Origin of the sequence: Pseudarthrobacter humi, assembly GCF_024294965.1 — a bacterium.
Classification (GTDB): domain Bacteria; phylum Actinomycetota; class Actinomycetes; order Actinomycetales; family Micrococcaceae; genus Arthrobacter; species Arthrobacter humi.
This window is the reverse complement of the sequence record NZ_JANCLV010000002.1, coordinates 262,724-288,409: the sequence shown is the minus strand read 5'-3', so window position 1 is coordinate 288,409 and position 25,686 is coordinate 262,724. Positions and strand designations below refer to the sequence as shown.

Annotated in this window: 17 protein-coding genes and 1 tRNA gene; 14 read left to right on the top strand and 4 right to left on the bottom strand. The window is 66.1% G+C overall.

Going from position 1 to position 25,686, the window contains the following annotated elements:
* Positions 1-58: 58 nt before the first annotated feature.
* On the top strand, positions 59-1,558 hold the full coding sequence (locus tag NFC73_RS04290) for an NAD-dependent succinate-semialdehyde dehydrogenase (RefSeq protein WP_254747887.1): 1,500 nt from the start codon (positions 59-61) through the stop codon (positions 1,556-1,558).
* 82 nt (positions 1,559-1,640) lie between these two features.
* On the opposite strand, the gene NFC73_RS04285 is transcribed toward NFC73_RS04290, so the two are convergent.
* From NFC73_RS04285 to NFC73_RS04275, 3 genes are read right to left on the bottom strand one after another with little or no spacing between them, the layout of a single operon-like run.
* Complete coding sequence (locus NFC73_RS04285) at positions 1,641-4,127, bottom strand: transglutaminase TgpA family protein (RefSeq protein WP_254747885.1); 2,487 nt, start codon at positions 4,125-4,127, stop codon at positions 1,641-1,643.
* Positions 4,124-5,527 (bottom strand): DUF58 domain-containing protein, encoded by a 1,404-nt coding sequence (locus NFC73_RS04280; protein ID WP_254747883.1) that lies wholly within the window; start codon positions 5,525-5,527, stop codon positions 4,124-4,126. The genes NFC73_RS04285 and NFC73_RS04280 overlap by 4 nt, the downstream gene beginning before the upstream one ends.
* Positions 5,528-5,540: 13 nt before the next feature.
* A complete protein-coding gene (locus NFC73_RS04275; RefSeq protein ID WP_254747882.1) occupies positions 5,541-6,650 on the bottom strand; it encodes an AAA family ATPase in 1,110 nt (369 codons plus the stop codon).
* A 163-nt stretch (positions 6,651-6,813) separates the two neighbouring features.
* Between NFC73_RS04275 and NFC73_RS04270 the strand changes: the two genes are divergently transcribed.
* From NFC73_RS04270 to NFC73_RS04250, 5 genes are all read left to right on the top strand, one after another.
* Positions 6,814-7,716, top strand: a complete 903-nt coding sequence (locus tag NFC73_RS04270) for a TatD family hydrolase (protein WP_254747881.1) — start codon at positions 6,814-6,816, stop codon at positions 7,714-7,716.
* 259 nt (positions 7,717-7,975) lie between these two features.
* Complete coding sequence (locus tag NFC73_RS04265; RefSeq protein WP_254747880.1) at positions 7,976-9,148, top strand: resuscitation-promoting factor; 1,173 nt, start codon at positions 7,976-7,978, stop codon at positions 9,146-9,148.
* Positions 9,149-9,332: 184 nt separating this feature from the next.
* Positions 9,333-10,205, top strand: a complete 873-nt coding sequence (gene rsmA, locus NFC73_RS04260) for a 16S rRNA (adenine(1518)-N(6)/adenine(1519)-N(6))-dimethyltransferase RsmA (RefSeq protein ID WP_058929623.1) — start codon at positions 9,333-9,335, stop codon at positions 10,203-10,205.
* A complete protein-coding gene (locus NFC73_RS04255; RefSeq protein WP_254747879.1) occupies positions 10,202-11,164 on the top strand; it encodes a 4-(cytidine 5'-diphospho)-2-C-methyl-D-erythritol kinase in 963 nt (320 codons plus the stop codon). The genes rsmA and NFC73_RS04255 overlap by 4 nt, the downstream gene beginning before the upstream one ends.
* A gap of 39 nt (positions 11,165-11,203) precedes the next feature.
* The gene (locus tag NFC73_RS04250) at positions 11,204-13,030 is read left to right on the top strand and encodes an ABC-F family ATP-binding cassette domain-containing protein (RefSeq protein ID WP_254747878.1); all 1,827 of its coding nucleotides are present in this window, start codon (positions 11,204-11,206) and stop codon (positions 13,028-13,030) included.
* A gap of 438 nt (positions 13,031-13,468) precedes the next feature.
* On the opposite strand, the gene NFC73_RS04245 is transcribed toward NFC73_RS04250, so the two are convergent.
* Positions 13,469-14,095 carry a TetR/AcrR family transcriptional regulator gene (locus NFC73_RS04245; protein ID WP_254747877.1) on the bottom strand — a complete coding sequence of 209 codons (627 nt, stop codon included), beginning with the start codon at positions 14,093-14,095 and terminating at the stop codon, positions 13,469-13,471.
* Between the two features lie 149 nt (positions 14,096-14,244).
* Between NFC73_RS04245 and NFC73_RS04240 the strand changes: the two genes are divergently transcribed.
* The 8 genes from NFC73_RS04240 (at position 14,245) to NFC73_RS04205 (ending at position 25,677) form a co-directional block, all read left to right on the top strand.
* Positions 14,245-14,316: transfer RNA gene (locus tag NFC73_RS04240), tRNA-Gln, on the top strand.
* A 110-nt stretch (positions 14,317-14,426) separates the two neighbouring features.
* Positions 14,427-15,908, top strand: a complete 1,482-nt coding sequence (glmU, locus tag NFC73_RS04235; protein WP_254747876.1) for a bifunctional UDP-N-acetylglucosamine diphosphorylase/glucosamine-1-phosphate N-acetyltransferase GlmU — start codon at positions 14,427-14,429, stop codon at positions 15,906-15,908.
* Positions 15,908-16,888 (top strand): ribose-phosphate diphosphokinase, encoded by a 981-nt coding sequence (locus NFC73_RS04230; RefSeq protein WP_056348072.1) that lies wholly within the window; start codon positions 15,908-15,910, stop codon positions 16,886-16,888. The genes glmU and NFC73_RS04230 overlap by 1 nt, the downstream gene beginning before the upstream one ends.
* Positions 16,889-17,124: 236 nt before the next feature.
* Positions 17,125-17,715, top strand: coding sequence for a 50S ribosomal protein L25/general stress protein Ctc (locus NFC73_RS04225; RefSeq protein WP_058929619.1), 591 nt, complete (start codon positions 17,125-17,127; stop codon positions 17,713-17,715).
* A 79-nt stretch (positions 17,716-17,794) separates the two neighbouring features.
* Positions 17,795-18,391: an aminoacyl-tRNA hydrolase gene (gene pth, locus NFC73_RS04220; RefSeq protein WP_254747875.1), complete on the top strand. Its 597-nt coding sequence runs from the start codon at positions 17,795-17,797 to the stop codon at positions 18,389-18,391.
* A gap of 112 nt (positions 18,392-18,503) precedes the next feature.
* Entirely contained in the window at positions 18,504-21,242 is a 2,739-nt protein-coding gene (locus NFC73_RS04215; RefSeq protein ID WP_254747873.1) for a LuxR C-terminal-related transcriptional regulator, read from the top strand.
* Entirely contained in the window at positions 21,229-23,949 is a 2,721-nt protein-coding gene (locus tag NFC73_RS04210; protein ID WP_372494577.1) for a LuxR C-terminal-related transcriptional regulator, read from the top strand. Before NFC73_RS04215 ends, NFC73_RS04210 begins: the two co-directional genes overlap by 14 nt.
* 402 nt (positions 23,950-24,351) lie before the next feature.
* Complete coding sequence (locus tag NFC73_RS04205; protein WP_254747871.1) at positions 24,352-25,677, top strand: SufS family cysteine desulfurase; 1,326 nt, start codon at positions 24,352-24,354, stop codon at positions 25,675-25,677.
* Positions 25,678-25,686 lie beyond the last annotated feature (9 nt).

Sequence of the window (25,686 nt, the reverse complement as noted above, 5' to 3'; positions counted from 1 at the left end):
CAGGCCGCCCAGGCCCTGCGTCAAGGCTGGACCAAACCTTACTGACGAGGGAGTCACCGTGACTGTCACCGCACAGCCAGCTGTTACCGCGGAGCGCGAAATCGCATTGCTGGCCTCTGTTCCCACCGGATTGCTGATCAACGGCGAATGGCGCCCGGCGGCGTCAGGCAAGACGTTCGACGTCGAGGACCCCGCTACGGGCAAGGTGCTCCTCAGCATCGCTGACGCCGGCGCCGAAGACGGCAAGGCTGCTTTGGACGCGGCCGCCGCAGCGCAGGAATCGTGGGCGAAGGTTCCCGCCCGTGAACGTGGCGAAATCCTCCGCCGTGCCTTTGAGATGGTTACGGCACGTGCCGAGGACTTCGCGCTGCTGATGACCATGGAAATGGGCAAGCCGTTGGCCGAGGCCCGCGGCGAAGTCACCTATGGCGCCGAGTTCCTGCGCTGGTTCTCCGAGGAAGCCGTCCGTGCGTTTGGCCGCTACTCGGTCTCGCCCGATGGCAAGTCCCGCCTGCTGGTCACCAAGAAGCCGGTGGGCCCGTGCCTGCTGATCACGCCGTGGAACTTCCCGCTGGCCATGGCCACCCGCAAGATCGCCCCTGCCGTCGCGGCCGGCTGCACCATGGTGCTGAAGTCGGCCAACCTCACGCCGCTGACCTCGCAGCTGTTCGCGGCCGTCATGCAGGAGGCCGGCCTGCCGGCCGGAGTCCTGAACGTCATCCCCACGTCCACGGCAGGGGCCACCACCGGCCCGCTGATCAAGGACCAGCGCCTGCGCAAACTCTCGTTTACGGGCTCGACGGAGGTGGGCCGGCGCCTGCTCGCCGACGCGTCCGAGACCGTCCTGCGGACCTCCATGGAACTCGGTGGCAACGCCCCGTTTGTGGTGTTCGAGGACGCGGACCTGGACGCCGCCGTCGCCGGTGCCATGCTGGCGAAGCTGCGGAACATGGGCGAGGCCTGCACCGCGGCGAACCGGTTCATCGTCCACGAGACCGTCGCCGACGAATTCGCGCAGAAGTTCGCCGCGAAAATGGGCGGGATGACCACCGCCCGGGGCACCGACCCGGAGTCCAAAGTGGGTCCGCTGATCGATGCCAAGAGCCGGGACAAGGTTCATGAGCTGGTGTCCGATGCCGTGGCCTCCGGCGCCAAGGCTGTCTTGGGCGGCGCCCCGGCCGAGGGCCCTGGCTACTTCTACCCGCCCACCATCCTCACCGGCGTCACCGAGGGTACCCGGATCCTGTCCGAGGAAATCTTCGGCCCCGTCGCCCCGATCATCACTTTCGGCACCGAGGATGAAGCCGTCCGCCTGGCCAACAACACCGAGTACGGCCTGGTGGCGTACGTCTTCACGCGCGACCTGAACCGCGGCATCCGGATGGGCGAACGGCTGGAAACCGGCATGCTCGGCCTGAACGCCGGTGTCATCTCCAATGCGGCCGCACCGTTCGGCGGCGTCAAGCAGTCCGGGCTGGGACGTGAAGGCGGCCTTGAAGGCATCGAGGAATACCTCTACACGCAGTACATCGGCATCGCGGACCCCTACGCCGGCTGAACACATCGTCCTCCGGCTGACAGGATTATCCTCCGGTCAGCCGCTGCCTCCACCGCCAGTAGGTAGCCGCTGCGGCGAGCCGCTATTGGCTACCACGCGGCCGGAACAAGCCGTCGCGCGCCCTCGACCAGGAGCGTGCGGCGGCTTTTGCCGTTCGGTGTGCCAGCCGGCTGAGCCCCCTGAACGGGGCAGCCAGGAGCCAGGCCCACCGGCCCAGAACCGACGGCGGGAGCCAGTCGGCACGGAGGCGTCGAGGGAGGGAGGCATTGGCACGCAGGGAATGCTGCACCGCCGCGATGCGTGGGGCAATTGCCGCTGTCCTGCCGCGGCCGGCTGTGTCCTGGACGGGCGGGCCGTAGTGTCGGCGCTCGAAGTCGGAGGTGAGGCTGCGGATGGCTTGGTGCGCGGCGTCGTCCATGCCGCCATGTTCGCCGAGCAGCGATGAATGGCGGAGCCGTGCGGAATACGTCCGGGCTGTTTCGCTGGAGTCCGGGGACAGTCCGTAGTCGGTTCCGAGATCACGGATTTCGGCCCACGCCAGCGGAACCACGTCCTCCCGCGTCCGTCCCTCGGTGCGGAGCCGCCGGGCACGCCGCCCCATCCTCACCAGCCGCGGCGAGGCTGCCAGCAGGACGAGGCCCAGAGCGGCGGCTGTCCCCAGCAGCCATGGCAGGAGCAGCTGCCCGAGGTCCCCTGCGCCGCCACCTGCACCGGGGAGGGGCACGGCCGTGGCGCTTGGCGTGGGCGTCGGGGCAGTTGCGCCGGGAAGCAGGTCCTCGTTACTGCCCAACGAACCGGGGACGCCGGGTGTGCTGGTTTCGGTGGCGTACGCGGGTATAACACCACGCGACGGCGTGGGTTCGAAGGGCACCCACCCCAATCCCTGGAAGTAGAGCTCGGGCCAGGCGTGGGCGTCCCGGGCGTCCACCTCATACTCCGGCAGCGCACCTTGCCCGGCCACTGAAACCGTGGAACCAGTGCTGCGGCCCGGCGCGTAGCCAACCGCGATCCGGCTGGGGATGCCTTCCAGCCGGGCCATCACGGCCATCGCGGACGAGTAATGGATGCAGTATCCGCTCTTCTGGGTCAGGAAATCGGCCAGCACCGAGAGCCCGTTACCGTCGTAGCCGCCCTGGACAGGTGACTGGAGCGAGTAGGTGAACTCCCCTGAGCGAAGGTATTTCTGGATGGCCATGGCCTTGGCGAAGGGTGTGTCACTCGAAGCTGTCACCGAGTCGGCCGTGCGGCGGACGATGTCCGGGACGTTGCCGGGAACCCTGGTGAAGTCGGCGGGGATTCCCTGCACGGCCTGCGATGACTGTTGAAGGAGGGCGGCCGTGAGCTTAGGCGCCGTGGACACCACAATGTATTGCTGTGTCCGCGTGTTGGTGTTGGAACCCTTGACGGCCAGGGTGGCCGGGTCCCATGTCCAGGCTCCATTGAGCCCGCGGATTGTTTCCGGCGCGTACGGCAAGGGCAGATACGGGCTGGTGAACGCGCCCGTATCCACGGCAGTCACCTGGCGGAGCTGCTCCTCGGCGATGATCTCGTGGCCCGTCTCAAGCTGTCCGGCCACGGGGCGGCGTTCTGCGTCGCGGTCATCAGGTCCCCACGACTCGCCGTCGAAATTGTCAACAGTGACGGACCGCAGATACAGTGGCCCGGCCGCGGTGGTGGCATAGGTGATCCGCCCGCTTCCGGCCGGTGCCCGCAGGCTGTTTCCCAAGGTAATCATGGGGTTCAAGCCGGTCCCGGCGCCCCACGGGTTCAGCCGGGAACCCTGCGGAAACGTGCCGTGGTCGAATCCGGGTATGGCCGCCGGCACTGCCAGTGTTGCCACCAGTGCCACGGTTCCGGTCAGCAGGGCCCGCCGGAACTGGCCGGGATTCCGGCCGCTGTCGGCAGCAGTGCGCGAATCCGGTGCAAACCATTGGCTGCACGCGAGGATCAGGAGGTACCCGGCCGCCGTGGCAGTGAAGCCCCATACCCCCACGCTCTGGGGCTTCACGGTGGCGGGGACTACCAGGATGGCCAGCAGGCCCAGCCCGGTTGTTGCCGGCATGCCAAGCGGCACGGCCAGCGCATCGATGAGGATGACTGTCAGGCCCAGGGCTGCGCAGCTGACCATAACGATTCCGGCGTTCGGAGCCACCGGGGCACTTTCCGCAAGTACCGTCTCGCTCGCCCGGCGGACGAACCTGTCCACTTCAGCCAGGGTTGCCCCGGACGGGATGAAACCGGCAATGCCCGTGCGCCGGAAGAACGTCAGGGTGAGGATCGCGATCAGGGAGGCAAAGCCGCCGGCAGCCACCACGAGAGGATGGGCCCGCAGGGCGCGGAGCGTGGCGATGGTCAGGCAGACCACCGCAACCGTGGTCAAGATGGGCAAGTACCAGGCCCAACCCCGCAGCACACCATTGAGGGAAATCGCGGCGCCGGCCACGGACAGGGCGACGGCGCCGGCCATGGCCCAGGGGTACGCCCCGACCCGCGTCCGCGCCGGAACCTTGCCCGGGGCACCCGTGGCTGACTGCCCGCGTGACGCGTTGCGTTCCGGTGCCAGCGTCACCGTCCCACCCCCGCTCCGCGGCGTACGTCTGCCGCTGCCGTGGCCGGCGCAGCACCACCCTGGTCGAAGTGCGTCCAGGCGTCCGGGACCGGAACCGAGGTTGGCACCGCCACTGCCCGCCAGCCGCCCCGGCGGAGGGCCTCCAAGGAGTCCTCGGAATCCGCGGGCCTCTCGGAAACGATGATGGCGAAGGCATTCGCGCCATAACCCGCCGCCGGGGCGAGGGCTCTGGCCTCGCTCGGAGAGATCCTGCCGAGCACGGCAATAAGGGGCCCCCGCATCCGGTGGGCGGAGAGCTTGTCCATCAGGTGATCGTCGAAAACGGCCGGTCCCGCATCCTGGCCACCGTGGTCCCGGGCAGCGTGGTGCGGACCGGACAGCTGGATGGCGGCGAGGCTTTCGGCGATCGACTGGAGCCCGGACGCTCCGCTGAACTCTTCCGCTTCCGGTTCCGGTGCGGACGGGGAGCGGAGGAACGCGGGCTCGCCGCGGTGGTCCAAGAGGCGGAGGGCATAGTTCCGCTCAGACAGGTGCGTGCAGATGGAGATCGCAGCCACCACGGCCCACTCGAACGTGCCACTGGTGATCATCTCGTGGCCGTCCACGGCCGCAGTGCCCCCGAAACCGGAGCCGTGCCCGCCGGAAAATGCCGCGAACCGTTGGTCCAGGATGATGGTGGCCTCCGGCGTCGTGACGGATTCTTCCTGGCGCACCATCAGGGCGCCGTGGTGCGCGGTGGCCGCCCAGTGCACCCGGCGCATCGGATCGCCCGGGCGGTATTCTCGGGTCATGACGTCATCGTCGCTGGGGTTGGCACGGGTACGGGTTGCTGTGATGCCGTCGTTGCCGCGGGCTCCCGCGAGGCCCGTCACGGGAAGCTCGACGGCGGCGGGCGTCACGGTGAGTGTGTCGCCGTCGTCAATTGACCGCCGGTGCAGGGACAACCCGAACGGATCCGTGAACTCGGCTGTTACCGGGCCGATCAGGTACTGTCCGCGTTTGGTGGAGCGCAAGTGGTATTCGTACCTGCTGGTCCCGCCCTTGGCTGAGCGGGCGGGGAAATGGAAGGCCGGGGACTCTCCGAACCGTGGCGGCAGCCGTTCCTCCATGATCGCCCGGCCGCCCGCGTAACCGGTCCGCGCTACGGCGAGCCGCACTGTGGTGGCGGCGGAGGTCTCCACCGGGGACGGGTTGAACTCGCGGTAAACCTGGAACCGGGGCTTGAGGAGCCTGATCCCGGCCAGCGAAACCAGGGGAAGGACGATGAGCAGGACACTCAGGCTCAGCAGGTCGCGCCGCCCCATGACCTGCGCAGACAAAAGGCAGACGGCGCCGGCGGCCAGGAGCCCCCAGCCACGCTGGCTGAACAGGTGCCGGGGCAGTCGGTCACGCAGCGCCATGTGACGGCCCTGCCTAGTGGTTCCCGCGCAGTCCGGCCGGCGGGGCCGATGACCGGGCCGGGCTGTTCACCGGGTCCTGGTTCACCGGGAGGCGGGAGAGGATGCCCCGGATGACGCTGTGCGGGGTCTCGCCGGCACCTGCCGCCTTGCGGTCCAGGATGATCCGGTGGGCCAGCACGGATTCCGCCACGCTGACAACGTCGTCCGGCAGTACAAAATCACGGCCGTCCAGCGCCGCCGTTGCCTTCGCGGCCCGGAGCAGCTGGAGCATGGAGCGTGGGCTGGCGCCCAGCCGGAGCAGGGGGCTTTCGCGCGTTGCCCGGCCTACTGAGACGGTGTATTCCTTCACGGCCTGGGAGACGTAAACCTGTTGCACCGTGGCGATCATTGCTGCGACGTCCGCCGCGGTGACCACAGCGGAGACCTTGGCCAACGGGGAGGTTGCCTGATGGGTCTCCAGCATTTCGATTTCGGAGTCCTTGTCCGGATAGCCCATGGAAATCCGCGCCATGAAGCGGTCGCGCTGGGCCTCGGGGAGTGGATAGGTGCCTTCCATCTCGATCGGGTTCTGGGTGGCCACCACCATGAACGGTTCGTCGAGTTTGTACGAGTCTCCGTCCACAGTCACCTGGTGTTCCTCCATACACTCCAGGAGGGCGGATTGGGTCTTGGCGGACGCGCGGTTGATTTCATCGCCAATAACAATGTTGGCGAAGACGGCACCCGGGCGGAACTCGAACAGCCGCGACGCCTGGTTATAGATGGACACGCCCGTCACGTCCGAAGGCAGCAGATCAGGAGTGAACTGAATGCGGCTGACCGTGCAGTCAATGCTCCGGGCTAGGGTTTTGGCCAGGAGGGTCTTGCCCACACCTGGCACGTCCTCCAGGAGCAGATGGCCCTGGGCCAGCAACACCGTCAGGGCAAGCCTGGCCGCATCCGACTTTCCGTCAATGACGGTGTTGATCGAGGCCAGGATCCGCTGGCTGGCCGCGTGGAATGAGTCCGCGTCCATGGCTGCTGTCTTGTAACCGTTGAGATGGCCCACCTGCTCCGTCACGGGGGTGAAGTTCCGGCTGGCAGGGGTTACCTCGTTGACGGCGGTGCGGCGGTGGGAGTCCATCTGCAACCTTTCAGTCCGGGATCACCCGGAACGGGACAGCAGGCCTGCCTTCGCCCGGCGGTGGGCGTTCGCATCTGTTCGTACCAGCCTACTAACACAACTGCCCTGGCTGACAGAGAGTTCCGGGAATTCTGCCGCGATCCGCCGCCGCTAGGCTTGAGGGATGTGCAATTCGCTGATTCCCGCCGCTTACCGTGCCGCCGGGGCGGATCCTGCAGACGCCGGCCGGAAGGCGCGGCAGGACTATCCGCCGGCGCCGGAGCCGCTGCCGGTCCCCGTGATGGACAACCATACGCACCTGGATTTCCCCGATGGCGAGAGCCCGGTGGGCATCACCGCGGCGTTGGATGCGGCCCAGGCCGTCGGAGTGCAGGGGGCCGTCCAGGTGGGCTGCGACCTGGAGTCCTCCCGGTTCACGGTCCGCGCCGTTGACCGGGACAGCAGGTTGCTGGGGGCAGTGGCATTGCACCCCAACGACGCCCCGGGCTATGCCAAGCGCGGCGAGCTGGAGGATGCGCTGGCGGAGATTGAGCAACTGGCCGCCCACCCCCGTATCCGGGCCATCGGCGAGACCGGCCTTGATTTCTTCCGGACCGAAGGGGAGGGCCTCGCCCACCAGCGCTATTCGTTCCGGCGGCATATCGATATTGCCAAGCGCCTGGACCTGACGCTGCAGATCCATGACCGCGACGCGCACGACGACGTCGTGCAGGTCCTGCGCGAGGAGGGCGCTCCGGAGCGGGTGGTGTTTCATTGCTTCTCGGGTGATGAGGCGCTCGCCAGGATCTGCAATGCCGCGGGCTGGAACATGTCGTTTGCCGGCACTCTGACCTTCAAGAATGCGGCTAACCTCCGCGCCGCGCTGTCGGTGGCAGACCCGGACCTGGTGCTGGTGGAAACGGACGCCCCGTTCCTGACTCCGCATCCGCACCGCGGCCGTCCCAACGCCAGTTATATGGTGCCGTACACCGTCCGCGCCATGGCCGAATTGACAGGAACTGACCTCGCGGAGCTCTGCACCCGGATCAGTGAAAATACCGTGCGGGCGTACGGATCGTGGGACTGATCCGGGTCTCGTCACATCGCCTGGTTCGCATACCTCGTATGTAAATTTCTTGGCCGCTTTATAACGCTACGGTTACAGTGGAGAACTATTAGCCGGGGTCGGGGAAGGCCTTCGGATAATTTCACTTCATTCGCAGCAGGACCGGGCAGTGCTTTGATGCTCTCTGCCTGCCGCGCGGAGTGTGGCGGCGCAACGGTGCCCGGAGCTTGTCCCCAGGGTCATGCGCCGGCTATTTCACTGCGTTTTTCCCCGTGCCCGGATGGATCTAAAGTTACGGGCAATCGTGGTCAAGCTCTTCACAACGGACGGCAAGTTCAGTTCTATCAAGGTGGGCACCCAACTGGTGGTGCTGTGTGCGCTGGTGTTGGGCCTCGTGGCCTTCGTCGGAAATAACAAAACCGTTACCCTCAACGTCGACGGAAAAGTGACTTCGGTCCAGTCCTTCGGCGGCACCGTGGGCCAGGTCGTAAAAAGCGCCAACGTAGAACTGAAGCCGGCTGACCGCGTCTCGCCCTCGGCCGACGCCAAAGTGGAGAACGGCACCGTGATCAACGTCAACATGGCCAAGGCCGTGAAGGTCAGCCTGGACGGCTCTGAAAAGACCATCAACACCACGGCGCCGGATGTTGCGGGCCTCGTCACCGAACTGGGAGTGGCCAGCTCCTCCTCCGTTTCCGTCCCGAAGGACGCCCAGCTCGCCGTGGCCGGATCATTTGTCTCCATCTCCACCCCCAAGACCGTCAGCATCGTTGCCGACGGCAAGGCCTCCACGGCCACCACCACCGCGGGGACCGTCGCCCAGGTCCTGGAGGACGCCGGCATCACCCTCGGCGTCGACGACCGTACTTCCCAGCCGGGCAACGCGCACGTGGTAAACAACATGGTGGTTAAGGTCTCCCGCGTGGATACCAGCCAGACCGCGGCCACTACTGAAGATGTTGCTTTCGACAGCATGACCACTGAGAGCGCTGAGCTTCTCAAGGGCGAGAAAGAGGTCACCCAGGCCGGCGTGGCCGGCAAGGTGGATAAGAGCTTCAAACTGGTAATGGTTGACGGCCGTGAAGCCTCGCGGACGCTCGTCTCCGAAACTGTTTCCGTCCAGCCCGTGACGGAAAAGGTCACGGTAGGCACCAAGGCAAAGCCCGCAGCCGCCGGAACGAACACCGGCGCCGCGGCCCCGGCCATGATGAACGAGGCCATGTGGGACAAGATCGCCCAGTGTGAGTCCACCGGAAACTGGTCCATCAACTCGGGCAACGGCTACTACGGCGGCCTCCAGTTCGACATCCGGACCTGGATCGGCTCCGGCGGCGGCGCGTACGCCCCCAACGCCAGCCTCGCCACCAAGGCACAGCAGATCGACATCGCCAACCGCGTGTACGCACAGCGTGGCCTGCAGCCGTGGGGCTGTGGCTGGGCCGCTACGAGCTAGGCACGAATGAGCACCTGCGCTGGCGGCAGCTGACCACAGCCGCCAGGAAAGCAGAAGACAGCGGCCGGCCCCGGATTGTCCCGGGGCCGGCCGCTGCCGTTAAGCGGAAACACACACCGCGTAACACGCATGATCCGCGCGGAAAGCGGATGGCCGGTCACTGCGGCCGGGATAGGATGCCTAGGTGACTGAACCGACTGCCGCCGCGCCCGCACCCCTCTTCGGTGCTTCCGACATACGCCGGCTGGCGGAAGAAATCGGTATCCGGCCCACGAAGACACTGGGACAGAACTTCGTCATCGATGGCAACACCATCCGCCGGATCGTCTCCGTTGCCAACATCGGGCCAACCGAGACGGTGCTGGAAGTCGGGCCCGGCCTCGGCTCCCTCACGCTGGGCCTGCTGGATGCCGCGCAGACGGTCGTCGCCGTCGAAATTGATCCGGTCCTGGCGGCAAAGCTGCCGGAAACCGTGAAAGCATGGCGGCCGGACGCGGCGGGCGCTTTCCACCTGGTCCAGGCGGACGCCATGAAGGTCACATCGCTTCCCGTTGAGCCCACCGCCATTGTGGCGAACCTGCCGTACAACGTGGCGGTGCCGGTGGTCCTGCACCTGCTCCAGCATTTCCCCAGCCTGCAGCACGGTCTGGTGATGGTCCAGGACGAGGTGGCTGACCGCCTGGCCGCGGGGCCAGGATCAAAGACCTACGGGGTGCCCTCGGTTAAGGCGGCCTGGTACAGCAGCATGCGCAAGGCCGGTGTCATCGGCATGAACGTCTTCTGGCCCGCGCCGAAGATCCAATCCGGGCTCGTGGCCTTCACCCGGCGGGAACCGCCTGAAACAACCGCCACCCGTGAGCAGGTGTTCGCCGTGATCGACGCCGCCTTCGCCCAGCGCCGTAAGACGCTGAGGGCCGCCCTGGCTGGCTGGGCCGGCGGCGCAGCCGAGGCCGAGCGCTGCCTCATCGCCGCAGGAGTGGCCCCATCGGCCCGGGGCGAAGTCATCGACATCCACGCCTTCGCCCGGATTGCCGAAGCCCGCGAGGCCGGGTCGTGAAGGCAGCCGCCGGGAAGTTTCCCGCACGGACGGTCCGCGTGAAGGCGCCCGGCAAGGTCAATGTTTCCCTTGACGTGGGACCCTTGCGCCCTGACGGCTACCATTCAGTTGCCAGCGTGTACTTGGCCGTTTCCCTCTATGAGGAGGTGGCCGCCACCAGCACGGAGGCGCCGGGGATCACCGTCAGCATCAGTCCTGACAGCACCTTGGACCTGGACGGCGTGGATATTCCGCTGGACGAGAAGAACCTGGCCTACAAGGCCGCAGCCATCATGGCCGATGTCTCCGAGCATTCCACCGGCGTGCACCTTGAAATCACCAAGCGGGTCCCCGTGGCCGGGGGCATGGGCGGCGGCTCGGCCGATGCCGCAGCCACCCTGCTGGCCTGCGACGCGCTCTGGAACAGCGGGCTGTCGCGGGATGAGTTGGCACATCTGGCCGCCGAGTTGGGTGCTGACGTCCCGTTCTCCCTCCTCGGTGGAACCGCCGTCGGGCTTGGCGTTGGCGACGACCTTTCGCCGGCACTGGCCAAGGCCAAAACGGACTGGGTCCTCGTGGCGGCAGACTATGGGCTACCCACGCCTGAGGTCTTCCGCACCCTGGACCGGCTCCGGGAGGCAGAAGGACTGGACGTTGCCGAGCCCACGGCCGTGGATCCCAAGATCCTGCAGGCGCTGCGGAGCGGGGACGCCAATGCCCTGAGCCGGGTCCTGGTGAACGATCTGCAGCGGGCCTCCATTGAACTTTCCCCCGCGCTCCGCGATACGCTGGGGCGAGGTGAAGCGCTCGGCGCCCTGGCCGGAATCGTCTCCGGTTCCGGACCCACCGTGGCGCTGTTGACCCACAATCCCGCCGCCGCCGAAAACCTGGCGGAGGACCTGCGGCACTACGGGCTGACGGCATTCCCTGTCCACGGGCCCGTGCATGGCGCGCGCATCATCTCCGATACTCTCCTTTAAGAGCCCCCTTCCTTACCGAGCAGCAGAAAGCAGTCCCTCTTGGCACACCTTCTTGGCGGCGAAAACCTTACGGTTTCGTACGCAACGCGCACCGTCCTGGACGGCATCACCCTCGGACTCGAGGAAGGTGACAGGATCGGCATGGTGGGCCGGAACGGCGACGGCAAGTCCACGCTGATGCGCCTCCTGGCCATGCGCTCCACCCCGGACTCGGGCCGGGTGACAAAGCGCAGCGAAGTCAACATCGGCTACCTGGACCAGAGCGACGTGCTCGACGGCGACCTCACAGTGGGCGCTGCGATCGTTGGCGACCAGGCCGACTATGAGTGGGCCCGCAACCCGCAGATCCGCGAAGTCATGGGCGGCCTGGTGTCCGACGTCGACTGGCATGCGAACGTCCACGCCCTCTCCGGCGGGCAGAAGCGGCGGGTGGCGCTGGCCAAGCTGCTGATAGAGGACCATGACGTCATCATGCTCGACGAACCGACCAACCACCTCGACGTCGAAGGAGTCGCCTGGCTGTCCCGGCACCTGAAGACCCGGTGGCGGGTCAACCAGGGCGCCTTCCTGGTGGTCACGCACGACCGCTGGTTCCTGGACGAAGTCTGCACCAAGACCTGGGAAATCCACGACGGCATCATGGACCCGTTCGACGGCGGCTACGCGGCCTACGTGCTGGCCCGTGCCGAGCGTGACCGCGCGGCGAACGTTATGGAAGGCAAGCGCCAGATGCTCGTGAAAAAGGAGCTCGCCTGGCTGCGCCGCGGCGCTCCGGCCCGCACGGCCAAGCCGAAATTCCGCATCGAGGCCGCCAACGCCCTCATCGCCGACGTCCCCGAGCCGCGTGACTCCACAGCCCTGAGCAAGATGGCCACCGCCCGGCTCGGCAAGGACGTCCTGGACCTTGAGAACGTCTCGCTGGACTTCCTCGGCGGCGACCCCGGACAGAAACTCTTCGACAACATCACGCTGCGGCTTGCCCCCGGTGAGCGGCTTGGCCTCGTGGGCGTCAACGGCGCCGGCAAGACCACCCTGCTGAAACTCCTCAACGGCGAGATTGAGCCGTCATCCGGCAAGGTCAAGCGCGGCAAGACCGTGGTCACCGCCGTGCTGACCCAGGAGGTCAAAGAGCTCGACGACGTCTCGGACCTGCGCGTGATCGAAGTCATCGAGCGCGAAAAGCGGTCCTTTAACGTTGGCGGCAAGGAATTCACGGCGGGCCAGCTCGTGGAGCAGCTCGGCTTCACCAACGAAAAGCAGTGGACCCCGGTCAGGGACCTCTCCGGTGGTGAGCGCCGGCGCCTCCAGCTCCTGCGCCTTCTGGTGGGGGAGCCGAACGTGCTGATGCTCGATGAGCCCACCAACGACCTCGACACCGACACCCTCGCCGCCGTCGAAGACGTCCTTGACGGCTGGCCTGGCACGCTCGTTGTGGTCAGCCACGACCGCTACCTTCTGGAACGCGTGACGGACCACCAGATGGCGCTGCTTGGTGACGGCAAGATCCGCGCCCTGCCGCGCGGCGTGGATCAGTATCTGGAACTGCGAGAATCCGCGCTGGCCGGCTCCACGATCACGGGCGGCGGCAACCCCGTCACCGGTCCGAGCGGCACCTCCGCCCCCGCAGCCTCCGGCTCCTCTGAAGCCGAAAAGCGCGACGCCCGGAAGGCCAAAAACCGGATCGAGCGCCAGCTGGGCAAACTGGAGCAGCAGGAAAAGAAGATTCACGACCAGATGGTCAAAAGCACCGCAGAAGCCGACTTCGACGCCCTCGCCGACCAGAACAAAAAACTCAAGGACCTCGCCACCGACCGCGAAGCCCTCGAACTCGAATGGATGGAAGCCCTGGAAGTCCTCGGCGAATAACCCTCCGTTGGTGCGGCGGCGGCTTGGGTGCCGCAGCTGGCCCTTCCGCGTCGCTTAGACACGACGCAAAGGGGGCATTCCGGTCGCTGGACGACCTCCATGCCCCGATGCGCCGCGATGCGCTCCTTTCGGAAGGACCAGCTCCGGCGAGGTAGGTCACCTTCCCGAAGGATCGCCTCACGACAACGCACGTCACCTCCCGCTGTGGAACAGTACCCGCGCGGAACGTTCGGCAGGGGGTTTAGGTGGAGGGCGCCCGAACGGAACTGTCGGCAATAGCGGGGCGGGGGACCTTCGCGTAGTCGCGCATCGCGGCGCATCGGGCTCCGGAGGTCGCTCAGCGACCGGAGGGGCCCCTTTGCGCTGTGTCTAAGCGACGGCGAAGGGCCTCTGCGCTGCGCAGGTGGCCACAGCAGCCTGCGAAGGCGACCGCAAGGCCTAACCGTCGGACTTCAGCTCGGGGTCTTTTTGGAGGCCGGTGAGGCCGTTCCAGGCGAGGTTGACCAGGTGCGCGGCTACGGTGTGTTTGTCGGGCTGGCGGCTGTCCTGCCACCATTGGCCGGTCATGGCCACCATGCCGACGAGCATCTGGGCGTACATCGCGCCGTCCTGGGCGCTGAAGCCGCGGCGGTGGAATTCGTCGGACAGGATGTGTTCCACGCGGGCTGTGACCTGGGACAGCAACGTGGAGAAGGCGCCTTCGGGCTGCGAAGGCGGTGCGTCGCGCATGAGGATCCGGAAGCCCTCCGCCCGGTCCTCGATGTAGGTGAGGAGGGCCAGGGCGGCGCGTTCCACCAGGACGCGCGGTTTGCCTTCTTCGGTCAGGGCAGCGGTGATCGAGTCCAGCAGGATGCGGAACTCGAAGTCCACCACCTGCGTGTACAGGCCCTCCTTGGAGCCGAAATGTTCGTAGATCACGGGCTTGGAAACGCCGGCGCAGGCCGCGATTTCCTCGATGGTGGTCCCGTCGAGCCCGCGAGCGGCAAAAAGGCCACGGCCGACGTCGACCAACTGGCCGCGCCGCTGTGCGCCTGTCATTCGTGTCCGGGGTGGGTTGTTGCTCACATTTCCATCATGCCTTAGCGCTGCTGAAACAGTTGGAACCGCTGGCGGTGCACCGGCCTGGCTGCCGTGATTCCTGCCAATGTCGCGGGCGGCCCTGAAGCCATGGCAAAATAAATACTTGTGCCTTGGCCTTTGCGCCTGTGGCATGGTCCGCCCTGGTGTAATGGCAGCACCCCGGCCTTTGGAGCCGTGGAGTATAGGTTCGAATCCTATGGGCGGAACTGCTGTGCGAAGACCGTCCAGTAGGATGAACTCGGTGCCCCGCCGTGAATTTTGGCCGGACAGGCACCGCGCCCAGCGCAACGCGCAACCAAGCAAGGAGAACCCGTACGTGATCCCCGAGAATACCGGCCCAGCCGCCGTCATTGTTCTGGCAGCAGGCGCCGGTACCCGGATGAAATCCCGTACCCCGAAGATCCTGCACGAAATCGGTGGCCGGTCCATGGTGGGCCACGCCCTGCTGGCAGCCCGCAGCATTAACCCCGCACGGCTTGCCCTGGTGGTCCGCCACGAGCGGGACCTGGTTGCCCGCCACCTGAACCAGCTGGACCCCGAAGCCCTGATCGTGGACCAGGACGACGTCCCCGGCACCGGCCGCGCCGTTGAGGTGGCCGTGCAGGCACTGGACGCCCAGGAAAAACTCGCAGGCACAGTCGTGGTCACTTACGGTGATGTTCCGCTCCTGACCGGCAGCCTGTTGGCCGACCTGGTGGCCACACATGAGCGGGAGGCCAATGCCGTCACCGTGCTCACCGCGCTGCTGGATGATGCAACAGGCTACGGACGCATTCTTCGCGGTGATGACAGCTCCGTGACCGGCATCCGCGAGCACAAGGATGCAACGGAAACCGAACGCCTCATCCGTGAGGTCAATTCCGGGATCTACGCCTTCGACGCCGATGTCCTGCGTGACGCGCTGGTCCACATCACCACCGACAATTCGCAGGGCGAAAAGTACCTCACCGACGTGCTGGGCCTCGCGCGGCAGTCGGGCGGTCGGGTTGCCGCCGTGGTCACCGAAGACCGCTGGCAGGTGGAGGGCGCCAATGACCGCGTGCAGCTTGCAGCCCTCGGCGCGGAACTGAACCGCCGCACCGTTGAAGCCTGGATGCGCGCCGGCGTCACAGTGGTTGACCCCGCCACCACCTGGATCGATTCCACCGTCGCCCTGGATGAGGACGTCCGCATCCTGCCGAACACGCAGCTGCACGGCGCCACCACCGTGGCGAGGGACGCCGTCGTCGGCCCCGACTCCACCCTGACCGATGTCCGCATCGGCGAGGGCGCCAAGGTGACGCGCACCCACGGTTCCGGTGCCGTGATCGGCGCGGACGCCGCCGTCGGCCCTTTCACCTACCTGCGTCCCGGCACAGTGCTCGGCGACACCGGCAAGATCGGTGCGTTCTACGAAACCAAGAACGTCACGATTGGCCGCGGCTCCAAACTTTCCCACCTCGGCTACGCCGGTGACGCCGAAATCGGCGAGGACACCAACATTGGCTGCGGCAACATCACGGCCAATTACGACGGCGAGAAGAAGCACCGCACGGTGATCGGCTCGGGCGTCCGCACAGGATCCAACACGGTCTTTGTTGCACCGGTCACCGTGGGGGACGGTGCCTACAGCGGCGCCGGCGCGGTGATCCGCAAGGATGTCCCGGCAGGGGCGCTCGTCGTGTCCGTTGCAGCGCAGCGGAACAACGAGGGCTGGGTTGTGGCCAACCGCCCCGGCTCACGCTCGGCGGAACTGGCGCAGGCCGCCGCCCCAGATTCCTCACATACCCCAGCATCCACAGAAGAGGACCAGCGATAATGAGCGAAATCACGGCACGCGGCGAGAAGAAGCTGGTACTTGCCGCTGGGCGGGCGCACCCCGAACTGGCGCGGGAAATCGCCAAGGAGTTGGGTACCGAGCTGCTGCCCGTGGATGCCTACGACTTCGCCAACGGGGAGATTTACGTCCGCGCCGGCGAAAGCGTCCGGGGAACCGACGCGTTCGTCATCCAGGCCCACCCCGCTCCGCTGAACAACCACCTCATGGAACAGCTGATCATGATCGATTCGCTGAAGCGGGCCTCCGCCAAGCGCATCACCGTGGTGTCCCCGTTCTATCCGTATGCGCGGCAGGACAAGAAGGGCCGCGGACGCGAGCCAATTTCCGCCCGCCTGGTGGCGGACCTGTACAAGACCGCCGGCGCTGACCGCATCATGAGCGTTGACCTGCACACCTCGCAGATCCAGGGTTTCTTCGACGGGCCTGTGGACCACCTCATGGCCATCCCGCTCCTGGCCGACTACATCCGTACCCGTGTCGCCGCCGACAACGTCACCGTGGTGTCCCCGGACACGGGCCGCGTGCGCGTCGCGGAGCAGTGGGCCGAACGCCTGGGCGGAGCGCCGCTGGCGTTTGTGCACAAGAGCCGTGACCTCACCGTTCCCAACCAGGCCGTCTCCAAGACTGTTGTGGGCCAGATCGAGGGCCGGACCTGCGTCCTGATCGATGACATGATCGACACCGGCGGCACGATTTCCGGAGCGGTCCAGGTCCTGAAGAACGCCGGGGCGAAGGACGTCATCATCGCCGCGACGCACGCTGTCTTCTCCGAGCCCGCGGCCCAGCGGCTCTCGGAGTCCGGTGCCCGCGAAGTGGTGGTCACCAACACGTTGCCCCTCACTGCGAACCAGCAGTTCCCGCAGCTGACGGTGCTGTCCATCGCACCGCTGATCGCCCGCGCCATCCGCGAAGTGTTCGACGACGGTTCGGTCACCAGCCTGTTCGACGGCAACGCCTGATTCCTACCCTTCGCAGCCGGCGCCGGGCCCGTTTCAGTAATTTGGCCCGGCGCTGGTAAGCTTTTTGACGATACCTTGGCGAGGGAGAGCATCCGGGAAACCGGACTGCAGGTCTCCGTTATCGACTGGGTCTGAATCTCCCTTCTGGAAGGGCCGCCTCACGGCCGCCCGGCGTTGAAGGTCGTAACAGACCTCCGCCCTTGCTGAACACCTTTTAGTCTTCCGAGGAGATACACATGTCTGAGCAGAAGCTCGCAGCAGAAGTACGCACCGAATTCGGCAAGGGCTTCGCCCGCCGCGCGCGCATGGCCAACCTGATCCCTGCCGTCATCTACGGCCACGGCGCCGAGCCGATCCACATCACGCTTCCGGCCAAGGCCACCACGCTGGCAGTCCGCAAAGCCAACGCCCTGCTGTCCCTGGACGTCAACGGCGAAGAGCACCTGGCCCTGGTCAAGGACGTCCAGCGCGACCCGATCAAGCAGATCATTGAGCACATCGACCTGCTGACCGTCATCAAGGGCGAAAAAGTCACCGTGGACATCCCGGTTCACATCGTTGGCGAACTGGCTCCGGGCAGCGTCTTCAACCAGGAACTCACCGTCATCTCCCTTGAGGCTGAGGCAACCCACCTGCCCACCGCCATCGAGGTCGACATCGAAGGCCGCTCCGCCGGACAGCACATCCACGCTTCCGACCTGGTCCTGCCGAAGGGTTCGGTCCTGCTGGCCGACGCCGACGCCCTGGTTGTCCACATCTCCGAGGCCACTGAAGTCTCTGAGGAAGAGGCACAGGCTGACTCCGCAGCCGCAGTCGCCGGCGAGTAATAACGGCACAGTTTGATATGTGGCCGGGCCCTGTCGGGGTCCGGCCACAGCCATGTCCGGACCACCTTAGGATTGAATAATGACTGACACCTGGCTGATCGTTGGCCTCGGAAACCCCGGGGCCGAATACAAGGGCAACCGGCACAATGTCGGCCAGATGGTCCTGGACGAACTCGCGGGCCGGATGGGTGGAAAGTTCAAGACCCACAAGGCACGCGCCCAAGTGCTCGAAGGACGGCTGGGGATCGGCGGCCCCCGGGTGGTGCTGTCGAAGCCGATGAGCTACATGAATGTTTCCGGCGGCCCGGTATCGGGCCTGGCAAATTTCTACGGCATTGACCCTGACCACGTTGTCGCGGTGCACGATGAGATTGATATTCCGTTCAACACCATAAAGCTGAAATGTGGCGGCGGTGAGGGCGGCCACAATGGCCTCAGGGACATGTCCAAGGCGCTGGCCACCAAGGATTACCTCCGCGTACGGGTGGGCGTGGGCCGCCCTCCAGGTCGGATGGACACTGCAGACTATGTCCTGCGCGATTTTGGCACTACAGAGCGCAAGGACCTTCCGTTCCTGCTCGATGAGGCGGCTGATGCCGTGGAGATGCTGGTCAGGGAAGGGCTGACTGCGGCCCAGCAGAAGTTCCATCCGGCCAAGTCAGACGTTCAGGAATAAAACTTAAAACCGCCTGTCCCTGTTTACCTGCGTGTGCCAAGGGGTAGTCTTCTTCCTAAGCGGGGGAGCGATGGGGCTTATCCCGCTAAAGTGGGATGTAGGGGACAAGTTCATGTCAATCGAGCCACTCAGCTGGGGACGTGGGTCACCGCTCAACGACCTTGAGCTGCGAACCGACACCGCAGGCGTGTCAGAGCCGCAGCGTTGGTCCGTGCCCGCACGGAGCGCCAACCTCGAAGCGGTCCACGCCGCCCTGACCAGCCTCGACTCCCTGGGAGTCGTCATCACCGGCGGGCGAGGTGTAGGTAAGTCATCCTTGGCCAGGACAGCCGTCGCCGACCTTGGCCCGGATATCTGGACGTTGCAGCTGCGCAGCGGACCGTCGTCCGGCACAACACCCTACGGCTGCCTGGCTTTCCTGCTGGCGCGTCTTCCCCAGGCGTACATGGGGTCGCCCACAGCCATCCTCCGCGGCATTACGTCCCTCATCAAAAGCGATGCCGCGGGGCGCCAGTGTGTCATCACCCTGGACACCGCCGGCAGCATTGATGATATGAGCGCCGGCGTCCTGCTCAACATCCTCCTGACCGGGACCGCCCGCATGGTGGCCGTGGCACCCATGGTCAGTGATCTACCGGCCGATTTCCACTGGCTCCTCAACGACCGCCGGCTCACCGAAGTCAGGCTGGACAACCTCAATGAGCTGCAGACCCGCCAGGTGCTGCTATCCCTGCTGGGCCACCGCGTTTCGGCCTCTCTGGTCAGCACCTTCCACACCATGGTTGGGGGCAACCCCCTGCTCCTGAAAGCGCTTGTAACCGAGCAGCAGCATTCGGGGAACCTGGTTCTGTCGGACTCCGTCTGGACTCTTCGGGACAAGGTGGTGCTCGACGGCGCGGCCAGCCTCGACGACATCGTCCGGTCCCAGTGGACCCGGAAGTCTCCGGAGGAACGGGATGTCATCGAGATGCTCTCGTGCGCCCGCAGCGTGGAACTGTCCAGGCTGACCAAAGTGTACGGTGCCGGCGTGGTGGCGGACATGGAAGATTCGGGCCTGCTGGAGATCGATTCCTCGGACAACCGCTGGGTTTCGCTGCGTGAAAAGTACCTCGGCGACGTTGTCCGCTCCTGGCTCAGCATCACTCGGCGAAGGGAACTGCGGAGCCTGCTCCTGGGCGGCAAGGAACCTGACCCTGCCACGATGACGATGGAAGAACTGATGGCGTTCGGCGCCTGGACCCAGGAATGCGAAGCCGAGCTGAGTCCGGCCATGGCGCTTGCCGCTGCCGAAGCCGCAGTGCAGCTCTTTGACCCCCATTTTGCCCTCAAGTATGCCGACACGCTAAAGCGGAATGACCCTCAATGGGTGCCTGCCCAGCGGCAGAAAGCCGCAGCGTACCTGCTCATGGACCTCCCAGTGCAGGCCATGGCGGCACTGGACGATATTTCCCAGCCGCAGCTGGACAACCTGGACGTTGAGGAGTTCGCCCGGGTGGTCGAGGCCAAAGCCCGGGTCATGGTCTGGCTCCCCGAACACACCGCCCGGGTGCCGGCGCTGCTGCAGACGGCACGGGAGCGGCTGGGCGTGGAGCCAGGAATCGCGAAGGGCTGGCCGGACCCGCTGGCTGCTGCCGCCAACCGGATCAGCCTCAGCGAATTCGAGTACCAGGCTTTTGTGGGGGACTACGCCTCCGCCTTGCCGGCACTGGAAGCCGCTGCGGACCCCGGGCAGAATCCGGACACCTGGTTCAGGATGAACTCAGCGGTGATCCTCATGAGCGCCCTGTCCATGGCCGGGCGGGAAATGGACGCCCTGAGCCTGATGAGGCAGCTGGGCGGGCAGATCTCGGACGCCGCCGAGATCGTGGGGCTGCGCGAGAGGTTCGCCAGCCGGGCGTACAACGTGCTCCTGATGGCAGGGCAATGGCGCCGGTGCATCGACCTCCTGGATCCGCCCTCCGCGCGCGAGTTCCACCGGCTCCCTTACCGGAGCGCCGCCGCGGAGCTAGCGGCCGGCATCGCCTACGTGTACTCGGGCCGCGGCGCCGTTGCCCTTGATTCGCTGCTGTCGGCCGCTGCACAGCTGGAACTGCGGCCCGTCCAGAGCCTGCTCCGCGCCGCCTACGCCGCCATCGCCTTCGCGTATGCGCAGATCGGCAATGCCGGGCAGTCCCGGCAGTATCTTGACCGGCTGCAGCGGACGGCAGGTGCCGCTGACCATGCCACCCGGAGCCGCACTGAATTCTGCGCTGATATGGCCGCAAGATGGCTGGGGGACAATGACGCAGCCACCCGCCTCAAGCAGTCAGCCCGCCGTGACATCGCAGCAGGCAGGTTCACCCTGGCCGGGATCAGCCTGCTCGGAGCCACGGTCAACGGCACGGAAGCGGACTTCCGGCTGATGGAACAAGTGGCCGGCCAACGCCAGGGCCCCTTAGCTGAAATTTCGCGGCTTGTCGCCGTGGGCAGCCGCACCCACGACGCCAAAACGTTGCTTGCCGGCGGGGAACTGGCGGCCACCCTGGAACTGGATGCCGTTGAAGCCCGGTGCATGGCGCTGGCCGTTGACTACGCCCGGCAGGCCGGTGACTCGGTTTCCGCCAGGACTGCACAGGCCCGCCTGGACATCCTCGCAGCCACCGTGGCAAGCCTGCCGATCGTGCCAAGCAGCGGCAGCCCGCTGCTGACCGCAAGGGAGAGGCAGATCGCGCGGCTGGCAGGCCGGGGCGCGTCCAACCGCGATATCGCCGTGGAGATGGGCGTGTCCGTGCGCACTGTGGAAGGCCACCTTTACCAGGTGTTTACCAAGCTCGGAGTTACATCCAGGGGTGATCTGACTGGACTCGTCTAACGGCCACGCTGCCAAACAGGGAACGCATTATCGACTGCTCACGGGCCGGCGTGAGCCGCTGGACCGGATCTGCAACATCATTCGCAGCCGCACGAGCCAGGCCGTGTTCCTCATGGCGGGCCCCGGCATCGGAAAGTCAACGCTGACCGAGGCCATCACCGAGCGGCTTTCCCAGGAGATGATCATTGTTCAGATCCATGGAAGTTCGTCGCTGTCCGGCGTTCCCTTTGGAGTTCTGGCCCCCTACACGGCGGAGCTGACGGCCGAAGACTCCGTGTCTTCGGTGGCTGTGCTGCGGTCCGTGTGGAGGTACTTCGAGAAGCTGAAAGCCGGCAGGGATACTCCGTTGCTTCTGATGATGGATGACGCCCATCACCTGGACGAGGCAACGGCCAGCATCGTGGCCGACATGATCTCCGCAGGCTGGGCCACAGTGCTTGCTGCCGGCAGGCCGCGGCCCGGGCTGCCCCAGCCGCTCGCTCAGCTCTGGTATGACGGCCTGGCTGACCGTGTGGATCTGCGACCCATGAATCGGGAGCAGGTCGAGGAAGTCCTCTCCCACGCACTGGATGGAACAATCCCCTCCGGAACCATTGACACAATCTGGAGCGCGTCTGGTGGAAATCCGCGGATTCTTGATGCCTTGCTGCATGATGCCGCAGAGCGGGGCGAACTCGCAAAGCGGAACGGGATCTGGATGCTGCTGGGCCCGTTGCCTGCCGACGGACCCAGGCTCGCCGAGGTGGTGGTGAAGGACATGCTCCGCCGCAGCCCGGAAGAGCAGGAAGTCCTGAAACTTGTCGCCCTCGCCGGGCCCGTGAGCCGGAAGGTGATCGAGGATATTTTTGGCGCTGAAGTAGTGCGGACGCTGCTGGACCAGCAGATGATGGTGGAAAGTACCGGGATTCCAGCCGATCTCCGGATCTGGAACTCCGTGTTCGGCGAGTCGCTCCGCACAAGTATCTCGGTGTCCCGGAGCCTGCAGCTGCTTGAAAAGATCCGGGATCAGCTGGGAGCCGCCCCCGAAGGGTCCGAAGGCAGGATGAGGGCCGTGGAATGGGCCCTTGAATGTGGACTGAAAATATCCGATCCCGAGCTGCTTGAGGCGGCCGGCATCGCCTTGGTCCACTCCCGGAACCGGAGCAGCAGGATGATGGCGGCGAAGGTCGCGGACCCGGACCTCCTGCCGCAGGCACAGGCCGTCCAGGGACGCGCCTTATTCAATGAAGGCGACTTTGCGGGTGCGGCCAAGCTGCTGGACGGATGCTGGCTGCATCTGGGCAATGGTGCCTGGGCTGTTCCGGTCCTGATGCTCAGGGCCATGGCACACCAGGCTCTGGGAACGCCGCTGTCAGTATTCGCGGCCGACTCCCGTGAAGCGCTTCAGGGCGCAGGCGCCATGACGGCTGGCCCGGATGCTGTGCCGCTGGATTCCCAGGAGACCGCCGGTGCGCCGGCCGGGCCCTGGCAGGAGCGCTTGCTTCGCCTGCTGGAACTTTGCGAGGCAGGCAACCACCAGGCCTTGGAGGCCGAGGTCCAGGAACTTCGGAGCAGCCGCGCCGGCGATGCCACGGACGACGCCCTGCGTGCGGTGGGCCTCGCGCTGCTGGCCCATTCGCTCGCCCCGGCCGGACGGGCCGTCCAGGGGCTGGATGCCGCATTGCTGGCCGTCTCGGAACTTCCCTCACTGCAGGGTGGCGTGTTCTTCTTCAACGAATTTGTCCTTGGCCGCCTGGTGGCAGATTACCTGGCCATGGGGGAGTGGGACTCGGCGGAACGGGAGTTGGCGAACTATGCTGCCGGGCAGCCGCGGGGTGTCGCCTATTTCGGCGGCAGCCTCGAGGTGCTCCGTGGCTACTCGCTCCTGCGGCAGGGGCGGATGGAACGCGCCTACCAAACGCTGTTGCCGGCGGTGGAGACCCTGAGGCTCAACGATCCGCTGCAGATGTTCCGGTTTGGTTCCGGGCTGGCGTTTTATGTAGCGGCGAGGCTCGGCGACGCCGCCCAGGCAGGCCGGCTTGAGCTGGATTACAAGGACTCACCGCAGGGTTCCCCCGGCTACGGACTCCTTGCGAGGGCGTACGCGGCAGCGGCATCGGAGTATGTGGCGCATGACGGGAAAGGCCTGGCGCGCCTCCACACACTGGCCACCACGCCCGAGGTGACCACTCGGGCCGGGACACTCCTGGAACTCTTGGCTCTCTGCTGGGACCTGGGCGACCATTCCGTGATCCCGTTGGTCCACTCACTGGCGGGGAGCGTTGAGGGCCGCTGGGCCGCGGCGATGCTCACCCTGGCGGGGCATTGGGAGTCCGAGGACGCCGATTCCATCATGGAAACGGCGGCCATGCTTGAAAGCGCGGGATTCGTTAATCTTGCGCGGGAAGCCTACGCGCGGTCGAGCACCGTCCTTGAGAGCTCCGGGGAGCGCCGGCGGGCCCGCCAGGCGGTGGCCCTGCGGGAGAAGTGCGACCACGAACTGGGCGAGCGGTTCCGGGAAGGCCACTTCATCGCCGCAGCACCCAGCGTGCACCTCACCCGCCGGGAACAGGACATCGTAGAGCTCGCTGTGAAAGGTCTCACTGACCGGGAGATCGCACAAAGGCTCATGGTGTCCGTGCGCACCGTGGAGGGCCACCTCTACCGCACGTACGTCAAACTCGGCGTGCGGAGCCGCGACGAACTGGAGTCGGCCCTTCCGCACTAGGCCTGCGTACCGACGCCATGCGTCCGTGACCCCTGTGTACGGACGTCCGGAAACGCGTAGCCCAGGCCCCAGAAAGTAGAGTACTGCCTACTCGTGTGCTGAGCTTCAGCATGCGATTGACTTAGTGCGGCAGGAAAACACGGAGCCACCAAAACCGCGGACCGGCCAACAGACTTTCAGGCCTCATTTTGACGTAAACTTCCGGCCCCTGGGGCTGGATCGAAGCGGGGCCGGCGACGTCAGAGTCTTCTGAGACCGAGACTCTCCCCCCAGCCGTCGCCGGCCCTCACTTCCGCGGGCTGAAGCCCGGAGCTGCTGTGGCGGTTGCCCATCGGGCCGCCGCCACAGTGGTGTTGTGGGACAATTGAGTGTCAATCCATTGGCATCTCAAGGAGTTTAGCTTTGGCCCTAGTATCAACGCCTGCCACGCTGGAGCGCGCAGTGCCGGCCATGGATAACGCAGAAGTCCTCAGGATTCGAAACGACTTCCCCGTCCTTGGCCAGCTGGTGAACGGCCAGCGCCTGGTGTACCTCGATTCGGGCGCCACCTCGCAAAACCCGCTCAGTGTCATCGAAGCTGAGCAGGAGTTTTACGAACAGCGCAACGCTGCCGTGCACCGCGGGGCCCACTACCTTGCCGTGGAAGCAACAGAGGTGTTCGAAGGTGCCCGCGAGACCATAGCGGACTTCATCGGTGCCGGCTATGAGGAAACGGTGTGGACCTCCAACGCCACCGAAGGCCTGAACCTGCTCAGCTACGCGCTGTCCAACGCCGCGCTGTGGGCGGCGCAGGGGCGCGGCGACGCCCGGCTGAAGGACCTCGCAGTGGGCCCGGGTGACCAGATCGTGGTGACCGAAATGGAGCACCACGCCAACCTGATCCCCTGGCAGGAACTGGCGTTCCGCACCGGCGCCACGCTGCGTTACATCCCCATCGACGACGCCGGTGCCCTGCGGCTGGATATTGCGGCCGAGATCCTGGGAAGCAAAACCAAGGTCCTCGCGTTCACCCACGCCTCCAACGTGCTGGGCACCATTAATCCCGTGCAGGAACTGGTGGCGCTGGGGCGGCAGGCCGGAGCCCTCGTGGTCCTGGACGCCTGCCAGTCGGCACCACACCTGCCGTTGAACGTCAAGGGGCTTGATGTCGACTTCGCCGTGTTCTCCGGCCACAAGATGCTGGCGCCTACCGGAATCGGGGTCCTCTACGGCAAGCAGGACCTCCTGGACGTGCTGCCACCGTTCCTCACAGGCGGTTCCATGATCACCACGGTGACCATGGAACGGGCCGAGTACCTGCCCGCGCCGCAGCGCTTCGAGGCCGGCACCCAGCGCATCTCGCAGGCCGTTGCCCTCGCCGCCGCAGCCAACTACCTCACGGAAACCGGCCTGGACCGCGTGCACCGCTGGGAAGCGGAGCTCGGCCAGCGGATGGTGGCGGGGCTGGAGTCCATTCCCGGCATCCGCGTGCTGGGGCCCGCCGCCGGACAGGAACGGATCGGCCTTGCCGCGTTCGACGTCGACGGTGTGCACGCGCACGACGTCGGGCAGTTCCTGGATTCCCGGGGCATCGCCGTCCGCGTGGGTCACCATTGCGCCCAGCCGCTGCACCGCCGCTTGGGCCTGACCGCAACCACCAGGGCAAGCGCCTACTTGTACAACACCACCGACGACGTCGATGCCTTCCTGGAAGCCGTCGCCGGAGTCCGCTCCTACTTCCGCGTCTAGCGCGATCAC